At 57.7% G+C, this 22907-nt stretch carries 26 protein-coding genes; 23 read left to right on the top strand and 3 right to left on the bottom strand.

From position 1 onward, the window contains the following. Together WA354_RS09235 and WA354_RS09230 are read left to right on the top strand one after the other, a co-directional pair. On the top strand, positions 1–356 hold a 356-nt coding region (locus WA354_RS09235), incomplete at its 5' end, for a hypothetical protein (RefSeq protein WP_472812716.1). Positions 357–637: 281 nt separating this feature from the next. Continuing rightward, entirely contained in the window at positions 638–1420 is a 783-nt protein-coding gene (locus WA354_RS09230) for a bestrophin-like domain (protein ID WP_472812715.1), read from the top strand. 111 nt (positions 1421–1531) lie between these two features. Here WA354_RS09230 and WA354_RS09225 read toward each other — a convergent pair whose 3' ends face one another. The 3 genes from WA354_RS09225 to pdxS all read right to left on the bottom strand — a co-directional run bounded on the left by WA354_RS09225 (position 1532) and on the right by pdxS (position 4230). Beyond that, positions 1532–2296 (bottom strand): cytochrome c oxidase subunit 3, encoded by a 765-nt coding sequence (locus WA354_RS09225; protein WP_472812714.1) that lies wholly within the window; start codon positions 2294–2296, stop codon positions 1532–1534. A 225-nt stretch (positions 2297–2521) separates the two neighbouring features. Then, positions 2522–3112 carry a pyridoxal 5'-phosphate synthase glutaminase subunit PdxT gene (gene pdxT, locus WA354_RS09220; RefSeq protein ID WP_472812717.1) on the bottom strand — a complete coding sequence of 197 codons (591 nt, stop codon included), beginning with the start codon at positions 3110–3112 and terminating at the stop codon, positions 2522–2524. Between the two features lie 164 nt (positions 3113–3276). Beyond that, the gene (gene pdxS / locus WA354_RS09215; RefSeq protein ID WP_472812713.1) at positions 3277–4230 is read right to left on the bottom strand and encodes a pyridoxal 5'-phosphate synthase lyase subunit PdxS; all 954 of its coding nucleotides are present in this window, start codon (positions 4228–4230) and stop codon (positions 3277–3279) included. Positions 4231–4422: 192 nt separating this feature from the next. Here pdxS and WA354_RS09210 point away from each other — a divergent pair, with 192 nt between their 5' ends. From WA354_RS09210 to WA354_RS09110, 21 genes are all read left to right on the top strand, one after another. After that, complete coding sequence (locus tag WA354_RS09210; protein WP_472812712.1) at positions 4423–4773, top strand: FliM/FliN family flagellar motor switch protein; 351 nt, start codon at positions 4423–4425, stop codon at positions 4771–4773. A gap of 11 nt (positions 4774–4784) precedes the next feature. Next, on the top strand, positions 4785–5111 hold the full coding sequence (locus WA354_RS09205) for a flagellar biosynthetic protein FliO (RefSeq protein ID WP_472812711.1): 327 nt from the start codon (positions 4785–4787) through the stop codon (positions 5109–5111). After that, positions 5108–5815: a flagellar type III secretion system pore protein FliP gene (gene fliP / locus WA354_RS09200; protein WP_472812710.1), complete on the top strand. Its 708-nt coding sequence runs from the start codon at positions 5108–5110 to the stop codon at positions 5813–5815. Before WA354_RS09205 ends, fliP begins: the two co-directional genes overlap by 4 nt. Before the next feature lie 9 nt (positions 5816–5824). Then, complete coding sequence (locus WA354_RS09195; protein ID WP_472812709.1) at positions 5825–6094, top strand: flagellar biosynthetic protein FliQ; 270 nt, start codon at positions 5825–5827, stop codon at positions 6092–6094. 35 nt (positions 6095–6129) lie between these two features. Further along, positions 6130–6942 carry a flagellar biosynthetic protein FliR gene (locus WA354_RS09190; protein WP_472812708.1) on the top strand — a complete coding sequence of 271 codons (813 nt, stop codon included), beginning with the start codon at positions 6130–6132 and terminating at the stop codon, positions 6940–6942. Between the two features lie 2 nt (positions 6943–6944). Continuing rightward, a complete protein-coding gene (locus WA354_RS09185; RefSeq protein WP_472812707.1) occupies positions 6945–8150 on the top strand; it encodes an EscU/YscU/HrcU family type III secretion system export apparatus switch protein in 1206 nt (401 codons plus the stop codon). Beyond that, on the top strand, positions 8147–10252 hold the full coding sequence (locus WA354_RS09180) for a flagellar biosynthesis protein FlhA (RefSeq protein WP_472812706.1): 2106 nt from the start codon (positions 8147–8149) through the stop codon (positions 10250–10252). The genes WA354_RS09185 and WA354_RS09180 overlap by 4 nt, the downstream gene beginning before the upstream one ends. Positions 10253–10308: 56 nt before the next feature. Continuing rightward, on the top strand, positions 10309–11142 hold the full coding sequence (locus WA354_RS09175; RefSeq protein ID WP_472812705.1) for a FliA/WhiG family RNA polymerase sigma factor: 834 nt from the start codon (positions 10309–10311) through the stop codon (positions 11140–11142). A gap of 56 nt (positions 11143–11198) precedes the next feature. Further along, the gene (locus tag WA354_RS09170) at positions 11199–12164 is read left to right on the top strand and encodes a flagellar motor switch protein FliM (protein WP_472812704.1); all 966 of its coding nucleotides are present in this window, start codon (positions 11199–11201) and stop codon (positions 12162–12164) included. Next, a complete protein-coding gene (locus tag WA354_RS09165; RefSeq protein WP_472812703.1) occupies positions 12161–12910 on the top strand; it encodes a flagellar motor switch protein FliN in 750 nt (249 codons plus the stop codon). Before WA354_RS09170 ends, WA354_RS09165 begins: the two co-directional genes overlap by 4 nt. Beyond that, complete coding sequence (locus WA354_RS09160) at positions 12898–13824, top strand: hypothetical protein (RefSeq protein WP_472812702.1); 927 nt, start codon at positions 12898–12900, stop codon at positions 13822–13824. The genes WA354_RS09165 and WA354_RS09160 overlap by 13 nt, the downstream gene beginning before the upstream one ends. Before the next feature lie 64 nt (positions 13825–13888). After that, positions 13889–14272 (top strand): response regulator, encoded by a 384-nt coding sequence (locus WA354_RS09155; RefSeq protein WP_472812701.1) that lies wholly within the window; start codon positions 13889–13891, stop codon positions 14270–14272. 19 nt (positions 14273–14291) lie between these two features. Further along, complete coding sequence (locus WA354_RS09150) at positions 14292–14861, top strand: chemotaxis protein CheX (protein WP_472812700.1); 570 nt, start codon at positions 14292–14294, stop codon at positions 14859–14861. 147 nt (positions 14862–15008) lie between these two features. After that, positions 15009–15743: a flagellar hook-basal body protein gene (locus tag WA354_RS09145; protein WP_472812699.1), complete on the top strand. Its 735-nt coding sequence runs from the start codon at positions 15009–15011 to the stop codon at positions 15741–15743. 30 nt (positions 15744–15773) lie between these two features. Further along, positions 15774–16562: a flagellar basal-body rod protein FlgG gene (gene flgG / locus WA354_RS09140; RefSeq protein ID WP_472812698.1), complete on the top strand. Its 789-nt coding sequence runs from the start codon at positions 15774–15776 to the stop codon at positions 16560–16562. Positions 16563–17117: 555 nt separating this feature from the next. Further along, positions 17118–17843: a flagellar basal body L-ring protein FlgH gene (locus tag WA354_RS09135; protein WP_472812697.1), complete on the top strand. Its 726-nt coding sequence runs from the start codon at positions 17118–17120 to the stop codon at positions 17841–17843. 32 nt (positions 17844–17875) lie between these two features. Beyond that, positions 17876–19114, top strand: coding sequence for a flagellar basal body P-ring protein FlgI (locus WA354_RS09130; RefSeq protein WP_472812696.1), 1239 nt, complete (start codon positions 17876–17878; stop codon positions 19112–19114). A 390-nt stretch (positions 19115–19504) separates the two neighbouring features. Beyond that, the gene (gene flgM / locus WA354_RS09125; protein ID WP_472812695.1) at positions 19505–19816 is read left to right on the top strand and encodes a flagellar biosynthesis anti-sigma factor FlgM; all 312 of its coding nucleotides are present in this window, start codon (positions 19505–19507) and stop codon (positions 19814–19816) included. Positions 19817–19878: 62 nt separating this feature from the next. After that, positions 19879–20223 (top strand): hypothetical protein, encoded by a 345-nt coding sequence (locus WA354_RS09120; RefSeq protein WP_472812694.1) that lies wholly within the window; start codon positions 19879–19881, stop codon positions 20221–20223. Beyond that, positions 20210–21631 (top strand): flagellar hook-associated protein FlgK, encoded by a 1422-nt coding sequence (flgK, locus tag WA354_RS09115; RefSeq protein ID WP_472812693.1) that lies wholly within the window; start codon positions 20210–20212, stop codon positions 21629–21631. Before WA354_RS09120 ends, flgK begins: the two co-directional genes overlap by 14 nt. A gap of 150 nt (positions 21632–21781) precedes the next feature. After that, positions 21782–22678 carry a flagellin N-terminal helical domain-containing protein gene (locus WA354_RS09110; protein WP_472812692.1) on the top strand — a complete coding sequence of 299 codons (897 nt, stop codon included), beginning with the start codon at positions 21782–21784 and terminating at the stop codon, positions 22676–22678. Positions 22679–22907 lie beyond the last annotated feature (229 nt).

Raw genomic sequence — 22907 nt, 5'->3', positions numbered from 1 at the left:
CGCTCACACTTCGGCATCTGCTTGAAATTCATCTCCATAAAATGCACGCCAAGGTGATCGTCTTCAATGGCCACATCCATAACTATGAGCGCTTCGAACGCAACGGCGTGGAGTACGTCACTTCCGGGGGAGGCGGCGCAGAGCCTTATCCTCTGCTCTTTCGCGGATCAGAAGATCTCTATCGGGACACAGCCTTCCCGGTCTACCACTACGTCACGCTGGACTATAACAAGGGGCAACTCCACGCCGTCATGTGGAAGGTGAAAGATCCCGACGCCGCCACCCTCACTGTCGAAAAGAAGGATGAATTCACGTTAGTAGCTGAACCAAACAAGACCGGCGTATTTATCCCGTAAAGCAGACGGCCTTCCACTCCTCTTGTTTCCCAAACGAAAACTGAATCTCACAAGGCCAACTGCGGATACAGGTTTGAACGTTTTGACTTTGTTGGATAACTTAAAGATGCAAGCCATCGTCGGTCCCCGCGGATATACCCGTTTCGCAGTTGCTATATCCTCAAGGCCATAGCAGCCGAGTGGCGTTTTCCTCAAGGAAACGCCACCTTGCACACGGCCAGAAACGGACACATTCACTGCGAAACCGGTCTAGGTTTGTAAATCGGATCCTGTGAGGCTTTATGCTCTCTTATTTGCAGAGTGTCGCGGTGATCGTAGCTGGAATGCTGGGCGCGGTTTTAGCTGTATGGGTCTTGAATCGATACTGGGGGGCGAGCGACCGCAAACTCTACAACGATGTCATGGGTTGGCAGTTTGGGGTTCTTGGAACGACTTACGCGGTTATCCTCGGTTTTATGCTTTCAAGTGTTTGGACAACTTATATCGCCGCATCCGAGGATGTGTCGGAGGAAGCGACTGCAAATCTGGGTGTCTTCCGTACTGCTGAAAACCTGCCGAAGCCCTATTCAGATCGGTTGCGCAGTATTGCAATTAATTATGCGAAGGTTGTGGTTGACCGCGAGTGGCCTGCCATGGCAAAGGATGAGGCGCCGAAGGAAGGTGATTCGGTTATTGCCTCGATGTGGACCCTTTCTCTGGACATGCTGAAGGACCTGTCCGCGCAATCTGATGCCGCTTCTTCTGTAAGAGCCTCGATCCGATTATTGCAGGACAAGCGCGAGCAACGAATGGAACAATTCCGGTTTCGGCTGCCTCCGATTATGTGGGCAGTGCTCATTGGTGGCGCAATCCTGGTAATTGCTTCCTCTTGCCTCTCTGGGAACGAAAATCTGCGCCTGCATTACTTTCACGTTCTTTCAATTACCGCCCTCACCCTGCTGATGCTAACTGCGATAGCAGATATAGCTCGACCTTTTGGAGGCGGTACATCGTTGGATCCGATAGCTTTCCGCGAGGCTTTCTCTAGAATGTCCAAAGCGGTTGATCCGTTGTCCGCACCGTAGCAGGCTGGCGCACCGACTCTCGCTCCAGTTCTGGGGGATTCCGCGGGCTCGGTTCGCAAAACTTCTCAGGAACTTTGCACGTTAATTCCATCGCAAGCAGTGCCTTGAAACCTATTGGCCGATCACGAGAACACCAAACAGAATCAGCCAGGCCAGGCCCATTGCGTGCCAGTACCAGGCAGTGGCATCTACGGCAATCTGGCGGAGTTCCACGCGCTTGAACCTGCGGATCGTGAGCAGGCACACCGCCAGCGCAATGACACCGACAATCAGGTGTGCCGCGTGCAATCCCGTAATGATGTAAAAGAAGTAGCTGGCTGGCGTTGACCAGTGGTCAAACGCGAAGCCCTGGGCTGTCAATTGGCGCCACGCCATCCATTGCCCCGTCAGGAAGAGGCACCCAAGGCCAAGCGTCGCCGCCATCCAGGGTAAAGTACGCTGCAGGGCTGGATGACCTAGGCCGAGCCACTCCTCCAAAACGTCAATTTCGCGGAAGATATTCCGCCGCGCAATTTCCATGGTCAGGCTGCTCAACAGCAGCAGGGCCGTATTCAAAAAGAGGATAGGAGGGAGCAGCACCGGATGCCAATCGCCGATCTGCTCGTGGGTGCGGGGATCCATGTGGGTGCCCGCCTGGCGCGCGAAAAACAGCGCGACCAGGATGGCGAAAAACATCATGTCCGCGGCGAGGATGGAGAAGACAGAGAATCGGATCTTGTGCAACAGCTCGCGAGGACCCCGGCGTTCGTGTTGCCGATCGTCATCACCGCCGCCGCCGCCACCGCCAGTGGGCCGTCGGTCAACAGGAGGTTTGCCGCCAATTCCCGGCTCTTTCCGTTCCGTTTCCGCAGGGGAATGCGTAAAGGTCGCGGGCATTCTGAAGCCTCTGTGCAAATCAGACTACACCAGAAAAGCATTTCCGCTGCATCTGAGCCGCAAAGGTATTGCGATGTGGCGATTCTTAAGAATCGAAGAGTCACCTACCGCCAAAACCGAAATCGGCAATCTCGACTGCGGAACTGCCCTAGTGCTTGGACGCAGCCACTCCCGAACAGGATGGCCTTTTTTCTGAATTCGACCACACGCGAGTCGGCTGGTTAATCAGGAGTTGCGATTGGCCTGCACCAGATCAACAAATGCCTGGTGTACGCGATGGTCGGCCGTCAGCTCCGGGTGAAAGGTCGCCGCCATTAGTTTTCCCTGCCTTACCAGGGTTGCCATGCCATCGCGCCGCGCCAAAACCTCGACCTCTGGCCCTGTTTCGACGATGCGCGGAGCTCGGATGAACACCATTTCAAGCTTCTCGCCTGGCAGCTTCGACTCGGAAAAGAGAATCGACGAGTCAATCTGCCGCCCGTAGGCGTTACGCTCCACCACGACGTCCAGCGCGCCCAGGCTCCGCTGCGCCGGATTACGCACTTCGCGGGCCAGCAGAATTGCCCCGGCGCAGGTGCCAAATACTGGCCGTGTCAAACAAAAATGCTTTAAATCATCGAAGAGATGGCCGCGCTCGAGGAACTTCAAAATCGTGGTAGATTCGCCTCCCGGCAGAATCAGCCCGTCCAGCCCGTCAAGTTCCTCGCGTTTGCGGGCTTCGACTGGGACTGCGCCACACTGTGTCAGCGCCTCGGCGTGCGCTGCATAGTCGCCTTGAATGGCAAGGACACCAATTCGCGGCTGTTTGGCTTCCACGTTCAATTTCGCTCTCCTCTGTTTCGCTCCCAAACGGGGCGAGAGAAAGCTACTTACAGGATTTCAAGTTGCCAGAAATATCTTCGTATACAGCCTGTATGAAAACCGGAAGTGGCTGGCACTTCCGGTTCAGTTGAATCGAGGGCCGTTCGCCTTTGAGTCGCTTACCAGCCGCGAGTTTGCAACAGTTGAGACTCATCGATGCCAGCAGCCGCAAGGCCCTTCATGGTGCCGGTCACCTGTTCACTCGCTTCGGCAAGGATCTTCGGATCGTTGAAGTGCGTAGTTGCGATCACGATGGCCTTGGCACGAGAAACCGCTTCTTCACGCTCTTTCGGATTGTTCTCCACGTCGAGCGGTGTCGCCCGTTCCTTCATGAAGATTCCAGAACCTACGAAGATCGCCTCTGCACCAAGCTGCATCATTAAAGCTGCATCCGCGGGCGTTGCGATGCCGCCTGCGGAGAAGTTGGGTACCGGCAGTTTGCCCGTTTGCGCCACCATCCGAATCAATTCATAGGGAGCCTGATGTTCCTTGGCTGCGGCGTAAAGCTCCTGCTCGCTCAGCACGGTCAACGCCTTCATCTCTTTAACAATCTGCCGCATATGTTGTACAGCGTGTACAACATCACCGGTACCCGCCTCTCCCTTGGTGCGAATCATGGCGGCGCCTTCAGCGATCCGGCGCAGGGCTTCGCCCAGGTTCCGCGCGCCGCAGACAAAAGGCGTCGTGAACGCGTGCTTATCAATATGGTGAGCCTCATCCGCCGGGGTCAAAACCTCGCTCTCGTCGATGAAGTCCACCCCGAGTTGCTGCAAAATCTGCGCTTCAGCAAAGTGGCCAATGCGGGCCTTGGCCATAACGGGGATTGAGACAGCTTGGATAATCTGCTTTATGAGGCTGGGTTTCGCCATTCGTGCCACGCCACCTTCGGCACGAATCATGGCGGGTACGCGCTCCAATGCCATCACCGAAACGGCACCTGCTTCTTCCGCGATGCGGGCCTGCTCCACGTTCATGACGTCCATGATGACCCCGCCCTTCAGCATCTCGGCGAGTCCCACCTTCAGGCGCAGACCATTTTCAGCAATACTTTTGTTTTCATTTTGTTGGGGCATGTTCTTGACCTCAAATTCCAGCCGTCGTTCGTAAAACTCTCAGGCAATGTCTGCTGTTAGTGTAGCAGCGATGTGAATGAGATTTCACACCAAGCCAGGGGAGAGCTGGCGACCTCGGTTGAGCGCAATTATGAGTCCCTTCTAAGAATCCTTTCTTCACACTGGCCCCTCTGGTGCACGTACTTCTGCCGTATGGCAGCGCAACCACAGTTTGCCCCTCAGACCACTGCATCGGCTCCGGTCGCGCCCCAGCTGGCGGCTGAAGCTGCGCTGGTTCAGTCTCCTGCAGCGCCCTATGAAGGGGAGGGGCTGCTGCGTCTGAATCCCCTGATCTCCCGGTTGCCTGTCGAATTGGACGTCGCCGTTCCAATCAGGAAGTTTCGAGTCCGCAGCCTTCTTGCCCTCGCGGTGGGCGCAGTCGTCGCGTCGCAATGGGTGCAGGGGGAAGACCTTCCCCTGTCGGCCCCCGGGGCACAACTGGCGTGGACCGAGTTCGAGGTCATCGATCAAAAGCTGGCGGTTCGCATCACCCGGCTGGTTTAAGGAGAAGAAAATTGGGAGTCTTCGCGAATGCATTGAATCTGGCAGTGGGGCAGAACAGTGAGGCTCCACGCGAAATTCTCCAGCAGCAGAGGGGATTGAGGGCTTGGCTGCTCGATCGGTTCCACCACCGAGCACTCAAGCAACCGCGCCTGGCGCTGGTGGAGAGGATCAATCTTACGCCGCGACAGTCTGTCGCGCTTATTGAAGCCGATGGGCAGCGGCTGCTCGTGGCTACATCGCCCGATGGTGCACCGAGTTTCTATCCCCTTATGGGGGCGGGCGGTCGCTCGATCGCAAATCGGGGTCGCAAAGGTGATTCGGGAGCAGAGAGCAAGTGACCATCCTGCTATTTGTGGTGCGTACCGCGGCTCCGGCAGCGGCGCCCCTTCTTCCTGATCTGAGCTCGCGCTTGCATCCGTCCGACTCGACGCCCTGGACAATTCTCTTCGCGTTGACGCTGATTACCCTTCTTCCCGCGATTCTGATGTGCATGACGCCGCTGGTGCGCCTGATGGTGGTATTCCACTTTCTGCGTCAGGCACTCGGTACCCAGACGGCTCCATCCAACCCAACGCTTCTCGGGCTTGGCCTGATGATGACCTGGTTTCTGATGACACCAGTGCTGACGCAGGTTGATCGGCAGGCTGTGCAGCCTTACCGTGCGGGACAAATTACGGGTTGGGATGCGATTGATCGCGGGTCGCAGCCCATCAAGCATTTCTTGCTGCATTATGCGCGTGAAAAGGACCTCGCCCTTTTCACAGCCGCCGGGCAGCTTCCGCGCCCCAATTCGCCAGACGACCTGCCCATGCGCGTTGTCGTGCCGGCCTACATCCTCTCGGAGCTCAAAGCGGGCTTCGCCATCGGCGCGGTGCTCTTTCTGCCTTTTCTGCTGGTCGACATGGTTACCGCTGCCATTACCACTTCCATCGGCATGTTTCAGTTGCCGCCCGTCGTCGTTTCCACGCCGCTCAAGATTCTGCTGTTCGTCATGGTTGATGGTTGGAACCTGCTCGCCCAATCGCTTTTGAAAAGTTTCTGAGGAAAGCTCATGACACCTGATCTCGTTGCCGAATTACTTCGCGCGCTGATGAAGGAGGCCATGATTCTCAGCGCTCCGATCCTGATCGCGGCAGTTGTGCTCGGTTTCATACTCACCCTTTTTCAGACACTGACCAGTCTTCAGGAACAATCCCTGACCGCAGTTCCGCGGCTTGGCGCGGTGGCCCTGATTCTGCTTGTGGGCATGCCCTGGTTTCTCGGTCGCCTGGCGGCATACATGTTGTTTCTGATGTCTGACTTGCACCGGTATCTCGGCTAAGCTGCGCACCATTTAGAGATCATGAGGCGGTTTCGATGGACGGATGGACGAGCTTTTTAAGCGCGATGCTTCTCACGCTGGTTCGTGTGAGCGGCATCGTTGTCTTCGCGCCCTTCTTCTCATCGTCCGCGTTTCCGGCGAGGACTAAAGCTGTTTTTGTTGCCGCGGTCGCGTTTCTGTTGGCTCCGCTCGTGGCCACGTTGCCCAACGCACACGTCGAGATCACTCTTACAGCCCTGCTCGGCGAGGTAGCCGTTGGCCTCGTTTACGGAATCGTGCTCTCGCTTTTGAATGAAATGCTTCTGTTTGCCGGCCAGATCGCCGGCGTGCAGTTCAGCTTCTCCATGGTGAACCTGCTCGATCCCACCTCGAACATCCAGACACCGCTTATGGGCGACCTCTTTCAGCTCATGGGAACTCTCGTGCTGATTGCTGCCGGGTTCGATCGCATCATACTGGCTTCGCTGGTCCGCAGCTTTCGTGCTGTACCACTCGGTGCCTACACGCTCGCGCCTCTCACCGCCCGCGCTATCGTTCAGGCGGCCGGCGGTATCTTCCTCGCCGCGGTCGAACTGGCGGCTCCCGTTCTAGCCGCCACCATGCTCGTCGAAATCGCAGTCGCGTTGCTCAGCAAACTCAGTCCTCAGCTTCCCGTGATGTCACTGACGGTTCCGCTCAAAACCCTCGTCGGGTTTGCCGTTCTTACCTGTTCTCTGGCTCTTTGGCCGCGGTTCATCGAAATGCGGCTCTCTGGACTCCTCGATCTTGCGGAGCGCCTGCTTGAGATTCCAGTGAATGCATCGGGCGGCAGTTCTGCCCACACTCTCGGCGTTGGTCTGGGAGGATAGCGATGCCCGGAGATCGTACCGAACAGGCAAGCCCTCACCGGCGCGAGAAAGCGAGCAAGGATGGAGACATTCTGCACAGCCGTGAACTGGCGACGGCTGCCGGAACGCTGGCCGGTGTCCTGAGCCTCGGATTTCTTGGCGGGAGAATTCTTGACTCTTTCCGTACTTCCTTCTCGGCGGCCCTCGACCTTGGTGCGCCCGATCGCTGGGAAGACTCCACTGTTCAGCCGACCATGCTCGCCATGCGTCGCATCGTGGCGCATTCACTCATTCCGGTTGGAATCGCAGTTTCGGCTATCGTTGCTGCCGCCTTGTTTGTCGGAGTGATTCAGACAGGTGGCTTGCAAATACATGTGGGCTCCATTGGCTTTCGTCTGGACCGCGTTAACCCGGCCTCCAATCTCAAGAACTTGTTTTCTCTCCGCGCTGTTTCGCGCCTTGGCAAGTCTCTCCTTCCCGCCAGTCTGCTTGCCGTTTTCGCGGTGCAGCGTATCGCACGCGAACTCACCATCCCGCCTTTCTCAATTGCGCGTCTCAGCGGTCTCGCCTCGGATATCTACGGACTTCTCGCCGCGGCGTCGTGGCTGCTGCTTGGCTGGGCGCTTGTCGACTATGCAGTCGAATGGCGCAGCCGCGAATCGCGCCTGATGATGAGCCGCGAGGAGATGAAGCAGGAATTCAAGGAAACGGAAGGCAGTCCGCAAACCCGTGGCCGCATCCGCAGTCTGCAGCGCCAAATGCGCCGCCGCAAGGTGAAGGCCGATGTCTCGAAGGCTGCAGTCGTATTGACCAACCCCACGCACTATGCGGTGGCACTGGGCTTCGATTTCGTCACCATGGACGCCCCCAGGGTTCTGGCGAAAGGGCGCAATCTTCTTGCCGAGGAGATCAAGACTGAGGCGCGTTGGGCCGGTGTACCGATCATCGAGAATCCGCCCCTGGCGCGATCACTCTATCGCTCTGTTGAAGCTGGCCATTCGATTCCTGTCGATCTGTACGAAGCTGTGGCCGCAATCCTCGCCTATCTGTATCGCCAGCGCGTGGAAGCTGAGATGCGAGAGCGGCGCGCGCGCCAGGGTGGATCGCAGGCAAAAGCAGCTGCGGCAAACCTCATGCAAAGAATGCCAGCCAGTATTCCAGTTCGCGACCGTCGTTCCGATATCAACACTTCTAGCGCAGATCGACCGCCCGATGGAGGCCTCCGATGAGCACCGCCGTACTGAATCCCGCGCCTCTCACGCCGGCCGCGATTCTCGATCGTTTGCGGGATTACGTGCTGCCAATGGGAACGATCAGCGTGATCTTTGTCATGCTGATTCCGCTGCCGGCCGCCGCGCTGGACTTTCTCCTCGCGCTTTCGATGGCAGCCTCCATCATCGTTTTCCTTTCTTCGGTGCAGATTCGCCGCGCCGTTGAACTCTCCGTATTTCCTACGCTCCTTCTGCTGCTTACACTCTTTCGTCTTGCCCTGAATATCGCTTCCAGCCGCCGCATCCTCCTTCACGGTTCAGAAGGAACTGCCGCTGCAGGCAGGGTGATTGAAGCTTTCGGCCAATTTGTCGTTGGCGGAAACTACATCGTCGGATTCGTCCTCTTTCTCGCCCTCGTCGCCATCCAGTTTCTCGTTGTTTCGCACGGCGCTGTGCGCACGGCCGAAGTGACTGCGCGCTTCACCCTGGATGCGTTGCCCGGCAAGCAGATGGCCATCGATGCCGACATGAACGCCGGACTTATCGATGAGGCTGAGGCTAGACGCCGTCGGCAGGCGATCGCTCGTGAGGCCGAGTTTTACGGCGCGATGGATGGTGCGGCGCGTTTCAACCAGCGCGATTCCATGGCAACGATTCTCATCACTGCGATCAATATCGTTGCCGGTCTTCTCATCGGAACACTGCAGCAGGGTGTGGAATTAGGCGAGGCAGCTCGAACTTACACCGTGTTGACCGTTGGGGACGGTCTAGTCACTCTGATTCCGTCGCTGCTCGTCTCGGTCGCTGGAGCTATCACCCTCACGCGCGCCAACTCGGCCGGAATGCTGGGAACGGAAATTCGTCAGCAGCTCTTTACGCGACCGGCCACCCTGTATCTAGCCAGCGTCGTATGTGCGGCGATGTGCCTGATTCCCGGACTACCGGGGTGGACCTTTTTGCTAGTGGCGGCTGCGCTTTTCTGGATGGGGCGCCGCGCCGCAGCCGGGACTGCTACATCCGAGGCGTTTGTCGAGATCGGTGCGATCGAGAAGAAGAAGCCGGAACAGGCCCCTTCTGCCGATCTGGCTGGCCTTCTCCACCTCGAAGAGCTTTCGCTGGAGATTGGATTCCAACTCATTCCCATGGTGGATGAGAAGCAGGGTGGAACGCTCCTGAATCGCGTTCGTGCATTGCGTCGCCATCTCTCCGCTGAAATGGGTTTCCTGGTGCCCCCAGTACATATCTCCGACAATCTGCGTCTGCGGCCACGCGAGTATCTCATTTCTCTGCGCGGCATCGAGATTGGCCGCTGGCAACTCGAGGGCACTCAGATACTGGCGGTCTCGGGGGATCCCCAGCGCCGGCCCCTCCCTGGGAAGGAGACGCGGGAGCCGGCCTTCGGCGTTCCGGCGGTCTGGATTGCATCTTCTCTCGAGGAACAGGCAATTGCGGCCGGCTATTCGGTTGTCGATGCTGTCACTGTCATCACGACGCATCTTGGCGAACTGATTCGCTGTCATGCCCACGAGCTTCTGGGGCGGGCCGAGGCTAAGCGGTTGATGGACTCGCTCAATGATAGCCATCCGAAGCTTCTGGAAGAACTGGTGCCGAAGTTACTCACGCTTGGCGAAGTCGCGCGCGTCCTCGAGCAGTTGCTGCGCGAGCGTGTATCTATACGAGATCTCGGCGCGATTCTGGAAAGCCTGGTCGAAGTTGCTTCTGTGAATAAGTCCCCGGTTGCTCTTGTTGAAGCTGCGCGTCAGGCGTTAGGCCGCCGGCTGATTGCACCTCTGCTTGACTCCGATGGACAGTTGCCTGTGTTGCTCCTTGATCCCGCAATCGAGGAAGAAATCATTTCGTCACTCTCGCCGGAAGGCAGCCAGCGGCTGCTGTCCTCCACCTCAGCTCCGGCTGTCCCAATCGTTCGCCGCCTTGCCGATTCTTTGAAACATCTCATCGGTGCATCTGCATCTTCGGCCCTTCCTGTGCTTCTTTGTCCAAGTCCGGCCAGGTACCACGTGAAGCGGTGGCTTGAGCCTGTTTTTGCAAGGCTCTCGGTCGTAGCTGCGGCAGAAATTCCTCCGGAGATTCGTCTGAGACCGGTTGGAACGGTTCGCTGACGTAGAGACGTTTGGACACGAGTATGAGCGACGTATGGGAGTAAGGAGAGGACTGCATGGGAAGGAATCCAGGGCCAGATCTCGCAAGACGTCAACCAGCGATTATTCCGGGTGGATACCCTCCAGGTCTGCCTCCCGAGATTTTGAGCGGCGAACAGGAGCGGTTGCTGCTCGAGCATTTGCCCATCGTACGATTTCTGGCTAGGCGCATTCACGAGCGGCTGCCCCAGCACGTGGATATTGAAGACCTTATATCCGCAGGTGTCGTGGGACTCATGGATGCCTTTACAAAGTTTGACCCCGCAAAGAAAGTGCAATTCCGTAGTTATGCACAATTCCGGATCCGCGGTGCGATTCTTGACAGCCTGCGCACACTCGACTGGAGCCCGCGCGCCTTGCGTCGCAGGGGAAGAGCGGCTGAAGAGGCTGTCCGTGCTCTGACCGCACGTTTGGGCCGTTCGCCGGGAGAATCTGAAGTCGCCGCGGAGATGGGTGTGAGCCTTGAGGACTACCAGTCTCTGCTCGGCGATCTGAAGGGCCTCGAGATTGGAACGCTGCACGTCGAGCACAATGAGGATTCCGGAGAAGAAGAGTTGGCATACGTTCCTGGACGCCCGGAAGAGGATCCGCTCTTCTGTTGCCTGCGCGGCGAACTGCAAGAGAAACTAACAGAGGCCATTGAGCGGCTGCCCGAGCGCGAGCGCCTGGTGATGACGTTGTACTACTTCGAAGAGTTGACGATGCGCGAGATTGGTTTGGCGCTAGGGGTCGTTGAATCGCGGGTGTCGCAGATTCACGCTTCGGCACTTGTGCACCTGCGGGCCGCTCTGCAGGATCTGGCCGCTCAGGGGGCAATTGGCCGATGCAGCGGGCACAGCTGTGCCTCCTGAATCCGAGGTAGCATCGCTGGCTGGCATTCTGTTTACTGCCCAAGAAAGGTCGTTCGATGGAAAAGATGCTGAAGCAGGATGAAATTGATGCATTGTTTCAGGCAGCGCGGGCAATCTCGCCTGAGCCGTCGAAACTGTCGGACACGACCTCGAACGTAGTTCCTTATAATTTCGGACGAGCCGGCCAGATTTCCAATGAGCAACTGCGTGCCATCAGCATGTTGAACGATCTTTTTGCACGCAACCTGACGCACAATCTAGCCGCGTGGCTGCGCTGCCGGTTTCAGGTCAACCTGGTCTCGGCGGAGCAGATTCTGTTTAACGAATTCCTGATGCGCATCCCCGAGATCAGCTATGTCACTTCGGTGCGCCTGGAGCCACTGGGCGCGCTCTCGGTGTTGCAACTTGACCTTGCTCTCGCCCCTCCCATTGTCGACCTCCTTCTTGGCGGCGACGGGAAGGAGGGTCCACTTCGGGAACTGACTGACATTGAAGAAGCCATCCTGGGCAGCGTGGTAGAGATCATTTGCCGTGAACTGACCGCCGCATGGCAGTCCGTCGGTCTGAGCTTCAACTTTGAACGCCGCCAGATGCAGACCCAGATTGCGCGCATCATGTCGGTCAGCGAGAAGACCCTCTGTCTGAGTTTCGAAATCCGCATGCCGCAGGGCTCGGGTCTACTTAACCTTGCGTTTCCAGCTGTCGTTGCCAACACCATTCTCCGCCGTTTGACCTCGGATTGGGGCCGTCATCGCCGACACGCAACAGAAACTCGAACCAGGATTGAAGCTTCTGCCAGGAAGATTCGGTTCGGTGCCTGTCTACAACTGCCGACTGTGAGGGTCGTGGCCCGGGAGATAGAAAACCTTCAACCGGGCAGCGTTCTGCGTCTGGGGCTCTCGGCGGCGCTGCCGGCGGAATTGCGGATTGCTGGACAGTGTCTGGCTCCAGCACAGGCGATCCGGCGCGGTGCCCATCGAGCGGCACGACTTCAGAGCTCTTCCGAAGGTAGAAGCGCATGAAGACATATCTCGAATGCTGGATCTCGGCGGCAGCGATGCTATTCTCGCAGGCGCTGGCAGGAGAGCCGCAGTTGGCTGAGATGGAGTCTCTGCCGTCAGCACTCTCCGGTCCCGCGTTCCTTGCTGAATTCTCGGGCGACGTGAGAGGGCAATTTACGGTTCTGCTTGATCCAGAGATCATGAAGTTGCCGCTGCTCGGCGATGGGGTAGATCAATCAGCCGCATGGAATGAGCTCCTGCGCGAAGTGGCAGATGCCGCCGCAGGCGAGTTGCTCGCTTCTTCCGGACTGACCTGCCGAATCGAAGCCTTTCATCCCGTGCAGCTAGTGAGCGCATGTACGCGTGGTTTTCGATTGATTTCGCCCGGTGCATCCTGGGCAATCCTGATTTGCGATGAAACGAAAAGCGTCAAAGAAGATCACGCGCCGATGCAGGTTTCCGGGAACGGAACTGCAGCAGATGCTCGGGCGGAGATCAGCCCCGGAGTCGAGTTGCTGCTTGATGTTGAACTAGAGGCTGCGCTCCGATTTGGCTGCTGCGAGATGCCTCTTGGAGAAATTCTTGAACTCGGGCCTGGCGACGTGGTGGAACTAGATCGTCACGTCTCGGAGCCTGTGGATCTCGTGGTTGGAGACAAGATCGTTGCGCGCGGCGAGGTGGTTCTCGTCAACGGCAACTTCGGTCTGCGCGTAACAGATGTGGCTACGCCGCAAAGGCGCCTGGAAAGCATACGATGTCTCTTCTGAAGCACTGGTCGAATCAACCATCTGTCAACGTGGAGGCTGTGCCGTCGTCAGCATTGGCATCGGATTTCGGTTCGACTCCGAACCGCCTCTTCCGCCCCAGTCTGATTGGGCAGTGCGCCAATCAGGGCTGTCGCTCCGGCTGGCTGCATCTGTTTCGCAAACGGTCGACTCCAGTATTTCAAGGTGGCTGGACTTGCTCGCCGGAATGCACCGAGGCTCGCGTGCAGTGGGCTCTCGGCCGTGAGCGCCGTGCCCCAGCGCACGAGATACATCCCCATCGAATTCCGCTTGGATTGCTGATGCTCGAACAGGGATGGATCACCCGGCGACAGTTGCACGATGCACTGCAGGCCCAAAGGGCGGCTGGGTCGGGCAGGCTCGGTGACTGGTTGGTACGACAGCGCGCCACCGATGAAGCCACCGTAACGCGTGCTTTGGGTTTGCAATGGAGTTGCCCCGTCCTTGCGAACGAAGCATACGATCCGGTAGCTCTTACCTCGGTGGTTCCGCGGCTCTTCCTCGATGCCTTTGGGGCATTGCCCTTGCGAATCGCAGCGGGGAAGCTTCTCTATCTGGGATTCGAGCAATGCCTCGACCCGGTGCTGGCGTTTGCGGTGGGAAGCATGACCGGCTTGAGGGTTGAGAGCGGCATTGTTTGCTCCTCGCAGTTCCGGCCGGCGCTCGATCGCTTGCTCGGGGAGAAGTTTCCCGAGGCGCAGCTGGCGGAAGCAGTCTCGGAGGTGCCCGCAGCGCATTTACTCGCGCGTTCTATCGAGCGATTTCAACCGATGAATTCTAAGATGGTGCGCATGCACAATTTTATGTGGCTGCGCATGTGGCGCTCACGAGAGGCTGATTCAGTTCCCAGCTCCGATTCGGTCGTCGATGTTCTTTGTTCGATTGGCGCGCTCTGACCGTTCCTGCGACGTTCAAGAATTGCAGGTCTGTGCCGATAGTGGAAAATGGAAGGGAAAACTGATGAGCGAAGTTCGCGCCCTGATCGTTGACGATTCCTCAGTGATGCGCAAGATTGTGGAGAGATCGCTGCGCCAGGCAGGCCTCGAGTCGCTTGTTGTATTCGAAGCGGGCTCAGGCGTCGAGGGGTTGGAGATTCTCAAGTCTAGAGAAGTCGACTTGATTCTTTCCGACATCAATATGCCGTCGATGGACGGCCTTGAATTTGTGCGTCAGCTTCGCTCCCAGCAACTTGCACCTGAAGTTCCAGTTGTGATGATCACTACGGAATCGAGTGAGGAGCATGTCAGGCAAGCCATCGAGGCCGGCGCAAAAGGCTATATCCGCAAGCCATTTACTGCGGACCAGGTAAAGCAGCGGGTGTTGCCGCTTCTGTCCACGGTGTGATCTGGTGGAGTGCTCTGTGATGCTGAACGGCGTCCGAAAATCTGTGCACGGCTATCGCCCTGATTTTGCCGCAACCAACGGGGAGAATGGAATGACGTTGACGCTACGCGATTCGATGCATCTGGTTTCTGATCCTGAACATCTCGAACAGAGCGTGCGTGAAGTGTTTGAGACTATGCTCGGCGTTCAGTGCCACCGCGAGTCCAGTGTTGACCCGCGATGCGAGGTTGACGCTCAAGAGTCCGTCACGTCCGTTGTCGGGTTCGGAGGAATTCTCAGCGGCGCATGCGTCTTTCGATGTGACGCTCTGGCCGCGCGTCAGATTGCGACGCATATGGCGGGCATGGAGTTCGATACTGTTGACGATACTGTGAAAGATGCGATCGGCGAAATCTGCAACATGCTCGCGGGGACATGGAAGAGCAAGGTGCCCGATCTGGCTGCAAATTGCGGTCTTTCGGTCCCCGCCGTTATCACCGGGAGCGACTACAACCTGCACGTCCAGGCTCCGGAGTTCAAAGTCTGTCAAGAGTTTCGGTTCGGCAGCAATCGTTTTGAGATGACGATTGTTTGCGATGGCCTGCAGTAGCGGGCTTCAATCAGGACCGACCGATCTTTCTGGTTTGCACGGTATTCGATTCCTCGCAATCGCAAGGACCATTTTCAAAATCTTCTAATGCGTCGCCCTCGCGCATTGGTCCCTCTCGTGCTTTCTTCAAGCATAGAGGAAGCACCGATGGACAGCGGTTACTATGCGGCGATGACCGGTCTTGTGGCGCGGACCCAAGCGCTTGATGCGGCGGCCGCAAACCTCGCCAATTCGCAGACCGCTGGTTACCGCGCCGAGCGGGAGTACTTCCGCTCGGTGATAGGGCCAGACGGCGGCGATTCACAGCTGGGGCAAGCGGTCAACCGATACGGCCTGCTCGGCGGCGATCGACTGAGTATGGCACAGGGTCCCCTCCAGCCCACTGGCAATCCACTCGATCTCGCGATCGACGGTAATGGCTTTTTTGCGATTCGGACGTCCAACGGTATCCGTTACACGCGCGATGGCAGTTTTCATCGTTCGCAGACAGGCATTGTTGTGACGGCGGCGAATGAGCCTGTACTGTCCTCAACCGGTCAGCCGATCGCAATCCCTCCGGGTGAAGTCGCCGTTGGTTCGACCGGAGTCATCTCGGTTAGCGGGGGAGTAGTTGCCACGGTGGGCGTGACCGATTTTCCAGAAAAGGCGCAACTCAAACCGGAAGGCGCGAATCGCTATGTCGCTCCTGATGGCATCAAAGCCTCTCAATCCAAAGATGCCGGCATCCATCAGGGAGCGCTTGAAGGGGCGAACCAGGATGTTGTTCAGGGGACGCTCGGGCTGATCATGATGCAGCGCCAGGCCGAAATGATGCAGAAGGCTCTGACGGTCTTCCACACCGAATTCAACAAGACCGCTACAGAGGACCTGCCCAGAGTTTAGGACCGGTCTTCCTTGAACGGAGGAGAAGAGATGATTCGAGCACTGTACACAGCAGCCAGCGGAATGACCGCCCAGCAGATGAATCTGGACACGATCGCTAACAATCTGGCGAACTCCTCAACCACCGGATTCCGCCAGTTGAGGCTCCAGTTTCAGGACATGATTTACCAGAACCTCATTACGCCCGGTGCAGCGCAGAGCCAGTCGACCGTTTCAGCCGGCCTGCAGATCGGGCTCGGAACAAAATCTGCAGCTACCGAAGCCATCATGACGCAGGGCGCACTGAACCAAACCTCAAATCCGCTCGATGTTGCTATCGAAGGCTCTGGCTTCTTCCAGGTGCAGCGTCCAGACGGCACGATCGCATACACGCGCGCAGGGCAGTTTCATCTCAACAACCAGGGAACTATCGTGACCACCGATGGCGATCCAATTTTGCCCAACATCACAATTCCGTCGAATGCGACCGCAGTCACCATTACGCAGTACGGCATGGTCAACGCCACGCTCTCCGGCCAGCAAAATCCGTCGCAGCTGGGTCAGCTTCAACTCGCGACTTTTCCAAATCCTGGTGGTCTCGAGAGCCTCGGCTCCAATCTTTTGCAGGCAACTCTCAGTTCTGGCGACCCGGTCCTCGGCAATCCAGGTGGCGCTGAAGGCCTCGGCACCTTGCAGCAGGGATATCTCGAAAACTCCAATGTCGACGTGGTCACTGAATTCGTCCAGATGGTGCTGGCCCAGCGTGCTTATGAATCGAATTCCAAAGTGATCAAGGCCGCTGACGATATGTACTCACAAGTCAATAACATGACTCGATAGGGGTGGGAAGGAAATGAAGCGACTGACCTATTTCCCGGCAGTTACTCTGGCGAATATATCGCTGATGGCCATACTGACCTGCCCTTGCCGATGCCAGCAGGGCAACGCCGAAGCACCCCACCATTCTGATGACTGCTCGACCACTATTGAAGACGGTTCCAATTTGGTGACACGGTTGCGCGCGACCCGCACTATTGAAGATCCAGGCACGCATCAACATTGGGTATTGCTCGAGAATCTCAGTCGTCCCGCAGCGCCGGGATTGCTCGTTCTGAGGCCGCGTGACTTCTCATGCGCGCGGCTAGGGGCAGAGAGATTGCGCTCGTCATCGGATACGCAGAGCGTCCCGATCCCGGTCATCCACGCGGGTGATAAGCTCATCCTCTCCGAACATACAAGCGCTATTGATGCGGATCTGGAGGCTGTGGCCTTGACATCGGCCGCAATCGGGAAGGGTCTGACTGTGCGGTTGAAGTTTGGCAGTCGCACTGTCAGCGCGATCGCGACTGCGCCGGGCCGCGCCTCTTTTGCTGAAGGGCGGACCGAGGTGTATCGATGAAGAGCAGTCGCCTGATCTTCAGTCTTCTTGCCTTGACAGTCCTGATGTTAGATGCGCCGCAAGTTGCCGCAGCCAACAAACAGAAGCAAGTTGATCCGTCCAAGACTCCGCCCGAATTGGCTTTGCATGCCTACATCGATCGCGTGCATGCGCAGCATGCGGCGGAGGTCATCACCGCAGGATCGATCTGGAGCCCAGAGGGCCGACTGGTGCGCCTTAGCACAGACGCCAAGGCAGTCCGCATTCACGACGTTGTATCAATTGTCGTAGTTGAAAGTCTTGCTGCCTCCACAGATGGTCAGGTCAAAAACGTACGCACATCCAACGCCAGCTCCAGCGTCACATCGCTCTTCGGCGCACTCAAGGCTTCCAATAGCTTGCAGAACCTGATCGGGCAGAACTCTGCGTCGGGCCTCACGGCCCAGGGCCAGAGCACGACCAATTCCAGTCTCTCTACCACCTTCGGTGGCGAAGTCGTCGATGTCCTGCCGAATGGAATGCTGGTTGTCCAGGCAACGCGCCAGCTTACTTTCTCTCAGCAAACCCAGGTCATCAAGTTGCGGGGCCTTGTGCGCCCCGAGGATGTCAGCGCGCAAAACCAGGTTCTTTCAACGTCCATGACTGATCTGGAACTCGAAGTCACCGGCAAGGGTATTGTGAGCGACTCAACCTATCGACAGAATCCGCTCGTTCGTCTGCTCTTGAAGCTGCTCGTGTTTTAGGGTCCCGTCAATCTCGTTAAGGCGAGCCATTTATGGAAGACAGAATCGATACGGCGGAACAGATTAGGGCATCGAGTCCTTCGATTTCGATGCCCGGCCTCGTGCCAAGAGGCCAGACAAGGCAGTCGGATGCCGTGCGATGGACACTATTCTTTGGCTGGATTCTCCTCGCAGCTGCGATTGCCATCACCGCAGGGCTTGCCCGTAGCGAGACAACGGGCCAGCTCGCGCGTGTGAAAGACGTGGCCACTATCGAAGGGATTCGGGACAACCAGCTTGTCGGTTACGGTCTTGTCGTTGGTCTGCGCGGTACCGGCGACAGTTCCCAGACCGTCTTCCCGGCACAAACGCTGATATCTACATTAGAGCGCATGGGCGTTACGGTTCCGCAAACCGGCTCGAACAGTGCCAGCAACATGCAGGTCAAGAACATGGCGGCGGTCTTCGTGGTTGCGACATTGCCTCCTTTCAGCCGGCCGGGCTATCGCATCGACATCACGGCCTCCTCTGCGGGCGACGCGCGCTCGCTCGAAGGTGGAATCCTCCTCATGACCCCGCTGTACGGTCCCGATGGACAAATCTATGCGCAGGCCCAGGGAGCTCTTGTTCTGGGCGGCTACACGAGTACCGCAGCTGGTAATACGCGGCAACTCAATCATCCCACCACCGCCAGGATTCCCAACGGCGCCCTTGTGGAGCGACCTGTGCTGTTCGACCTCAAGCAGATGCAGACAATCAGCGTGATTTTGAACGATGCCGACTTTCATACGGCCGAACGTACGGCTGCAGCCATCAATCGAAGTCTCGGATCAGCGCGCGCACACGCCGTCGACAGCCGGCGCGTTGAACTCGCTCCACAAACCAGCGAAGATATCCCGGCCCTTCTGGACAAGATCGAGGGAGTCGAAGTCGAGGTTTATCCGCGCGCTCGTGTGGTGGTCAATGAGCGCACCGGAACCGTGGTCATCGGGGGCATGGTGCGCCTGCAGCCAGTTTCGATTCTGCACGGCGGCCTCTCAGTCAACGTGATCTCGCAGACACAGGTCCTGCAACCGGGACCGCTGTCCGGGGGAACGACACAGGTGATACAGCAGACGTCGGTCCAGGCGCAGGACAAGCCCGTTAATAGAATCGACCTGAAAGAGGGAGCGACGGTGGAGGACCTGGTGCTGGAACTTGAACGGATCGGTGCAGGTGCCCGCGATATTATCTCCATCCTGCAAGCCATGAAGGAGGCCGGCGCCCTTGAGGCCGACCTGGAGGTGCTGTAGATGAATGCTGTTGGAGCAGTCACAGCACAGAACCAGTCGGCAACGGATCCGCAACCTCGTCTGGTTCAGGCTGCACACGAATTTGAGGCGCAGCTGATGAAGGAACTACTCAGACCGATGACGAAAGTCAGCAGCCTTGGTGAGGTGGACGCAGATCCTGGATCGGGCGGCGCCCTTGCGGATTTTGCGACAGAGGCCCTTGGTCAGGCGCTTAGCATGCATGGCGGATTAGGTATTGCGTCCAACATCATTCATAGCCTTTCCCGGAATGGGGAGAATTCTCAATCAATTTCCAGTCCAGGATCGAGGGGGCTGCTTCCTGCGAATCTTGGTGCCACGAGCTCAAGTAAAGTCTACGATCGCCGATAACCTTGCCAAGGAGGATTGCGCATGGAAATTCGAAATAACGCTGAGGCTCTAAAGGCTTTTCTAGGAGTCTCTTCTTCGCCATCGACTCAGGCCTCGCAGATTCGGGGCAACGAACAGACCGCGGCGCAGGCTGCATTCGCTGGCGACCAGGCGACATTAAGTCGCGCCGGAACGGAGATCTCGCAGTCTGCAGAGCAGGAAGGAGTCCGTACGGAAAAAGTTGCGGCAATTCAGCAGGCGCTGCTGGCAGGAACTTATAGCGTTCCAGCCTCTGTGGTCGCAGGGAAAGTGATCGATGCAATGCTCGGAGGGAATATGGGCCCGGGCGATTGACGTGTTCCGGGCCGCTTACTCTGAGCCGAGAGGTGCTTGGAACCAACCCCTTAGTGAGAATCATGATGATGAAACAAGTCCATCAAGCCGAGTTGAAGAACATGCTAATCGAGGCATCGTATGCGCTGGCGCATCTTGATGCTGACCGACTCGAAGAGATGGGGCTCTCGTGTGCGGCGCTAGTTCGTGACGCGAGCGCGGAGCGGTGTGATGCGAAAACTCCAAACAAATTGGGACTCTTTGAAGCTACGAAGGAGATCGCATCCTTCGCAAGTGTTCTTGAGGCCACGAGGGCCAACTTGAAAGTCATGCGCCGTCTTCGCGAGGTGGACTTCGCGCAACTTGGGTACGGATCGGGAGAGTCCCGCTGCAAGTCTTCCAAGGAGATGGAACATGGCGACCATTAATTCCGCGTTCAATCTCATCTCGGGCGCACTCGACGCGGACCAGTCCGCCTTGAATATTGTGGCCAACAACGTGGCGAATGCTAACACGCCCGGCTACACGCAGCAGGTTCCCAACTGGCAGGAGAACTCGCCGGTCCAGATTAACGGCGTCAGCTACGGGACCGGCGTGACCGAGACGGGCCCGACTTCGGTACGCGATCGCGTACTCGAAGAGCGGCTCCAGCAGCAACAACAAGCAGCCTCGGCCTCTACAGCGCGCCTTTCCGCACTCGATTCCGTACAGGCGCTTTTCCCGCCGGACTCGGGATCGCAAAGCTCGGAGGCGGGTGACATCGGCGCCGACATTACAGGCTTCTTTTCTTCTTTCGCCTCGCTTGAAGCGAATCCCACGGACAATTCGCTGCGAGAGCAGGTGCTGTCGACCGCGCGCACACTGGCGGGCGATGTGTCGAATGCCGCCGCGAGCCTGAATGCGCAGCGCACCTCGCTGGACCAGGAGGCTGAGAGTGTTACCAGCCAGGTGAACTCGCTTACGTCGGCGATCGCGCAGATCAACCGGCAGATTCAGTCTTCATCGCCCACTGCGGACGCGGGCGTTCTTGAAGATCAGCGCCAGCAGGACCTCAGCCAACTTTCGCAGATCATTGGAATCAACCGGGTGACGACGGAGAACAACGGAATCTCGCTCACGACCACTTCCGGCGACATGCTTGTGTCAGAAGGGACGAGCTATCCACTGGCCACCGGCACGGTGAACGGAGTAAACCATTTCTTCATCGGGACTACAGACGTTACGGCCTCGCTGACAGTTGGAGGCGGGGAATTAGGCGGGTATCTGACGGCGCGCGATCAGGATATTCCGCAGGTGCTTTCGGCGCTCGACCAACTGGCGTATGGCATCTCGACGCAAGTGAACTCTGTCAATAACTCCGGTTCCGATCTGAACGGCGTTACCGGGACAGCGGCGAACCCGCTTTACATATTCAGCCAGCCTGGTGCGATTGCAGGAAGCGCGGCGACTATGAGCGTGGTGATGACGCAATCGTCCGAAATCGCAGCTGCGGCTGCGGGCGAGGGAAGTGGTGATAGCTCCAATGCAAGCGCGATGGCCGCTCTGCTGAATGCACGGATCGCGAATGGGCTGACGCCGTCGGATTTCTACTCCGACTTTGTTACCGCAGTTGGTTCTACGGTATCGCAGGTGCAGACGGAGAACACGGCGCAGAACGCTTCGGTGACGCAACTGCAAACAACACGCGATTCGCTCTCGAGTGTGAACCTGAACGACGAAGCCTCATTCATGCAGCAGTTTGAACGCAGCTACCAGGCGGCCTCGCAGGTATTCACGATTCTCAATACTGTCATGTCGTCGGCTTTGAATCTCGGAGTGACTACGGCTGTGTCTTAATGGCAACGGGAAACTGCGTCGTCGCCTAACTCTAGTCATGCCCTGATACAAGCCTCGCAACGGATCGCGGCATGAATGAATCCGTGCTGTGTTGCGAGGTTTAGACGGGGCAGATACTGCTACAGAACAGACCGGAGATGGAGATTTGCAATGCGGGTCGATCCTTCTTATGTAACCAACCTGGTCAGCGCGCTCGACGCATCGCAGGGCAGGGAGCAGCAGCTGACCAATGAGCTGTCCAGCGGCTTGCGGTTTAACGCACTGGGCGACGATCCCGTGTCTGCGGGCCGGAACGTTCTGTTGTTGAACCAGATTCAGCGTGATGACTCCTTTACCCAGAGCTCGAGCCTTGTGACCGGCCAATTGCAGGTGGCCGACTCTGCGCTTGGCAGCGTTGTATCGCAATTGACGCAGGCTATCTCGCTCGCCATCAGCGCAAACAACGGCACGATGAACGCTAGCGATGTGCAATCGATCGGGGCACAGATCTCCGGCATCCTGAGTGAGGTGGAATCGCTGGCGAACAGCAACTACCAGGGCCAGTACATCTTCGCGGGCGGACAAACGACAACTGTGCCCTTCGCAACTTCGAATGCGACGTCGCCGTCGACGACTACGTATAGCGGCGACAGCGACGTGAACTATCTGGAGACGCCGAACGGGCAGAAGATTCAGTTGAACGTTCCGGGCAACCAGATCTTTCTTGGTGCGACGAGTGTCTTCGGCGTGCTCAACAACCTGGTTGCGGACTATGCGAGCGGCGTGGTGAATACGGCACAGGCGACGCAGGATACGCAGGCGCTGACATCAGCCCTCGGCACGGTTTCGCAGCAGCGCGTAATCATTGACAACTCTATGACGCAACTCACAGCGGCCGCGGGTGCGATCACCACGGAGCGGACGCAACTTGCAGCAGCGCAGACAAGCCTGATGCAAGCTGATCTTGCTACGGTGGCGACGCAGCTATCGCTATCGAAGACACAGGAGACGGCGCTTGAGTCAGTAATTGCGCAGCTTGGATCGGGAAGCCTGTTTGACAAGCTCTGAGTGGCCGAGATCGGGACCCGGGGCCGCTTCGATCTCTGCGTTGGTCTGGTCAGCAATGTCCCCGGTTCAAAATGTCAGCCATGCCCCCGGTCCGTACCGTACCGGGCACCCCTGCACCCCCCCATACTCTGTGAAGAAGTTCTCTTTTCTCAATGATTTGCGGGAGACCTGCGGCGCCAAATTCGTCTCGGCAAAGAGTTTAGTCGCAGAGTCGTCTCAGCAAAGGAGT

The sequence above is a fragment of the Occallatibacter sp. genome (assembly GCF_049802275.1).
Taxonomy (GTDB): domain Bacteria; phylum Acidobacteriota; class Terriglobia; order Terriglobales; family Acidobacteriaceae; genus Telmatobacter.
This window is presented reverse-complemented; position numbering and strand designations above follow the sequence as displayed.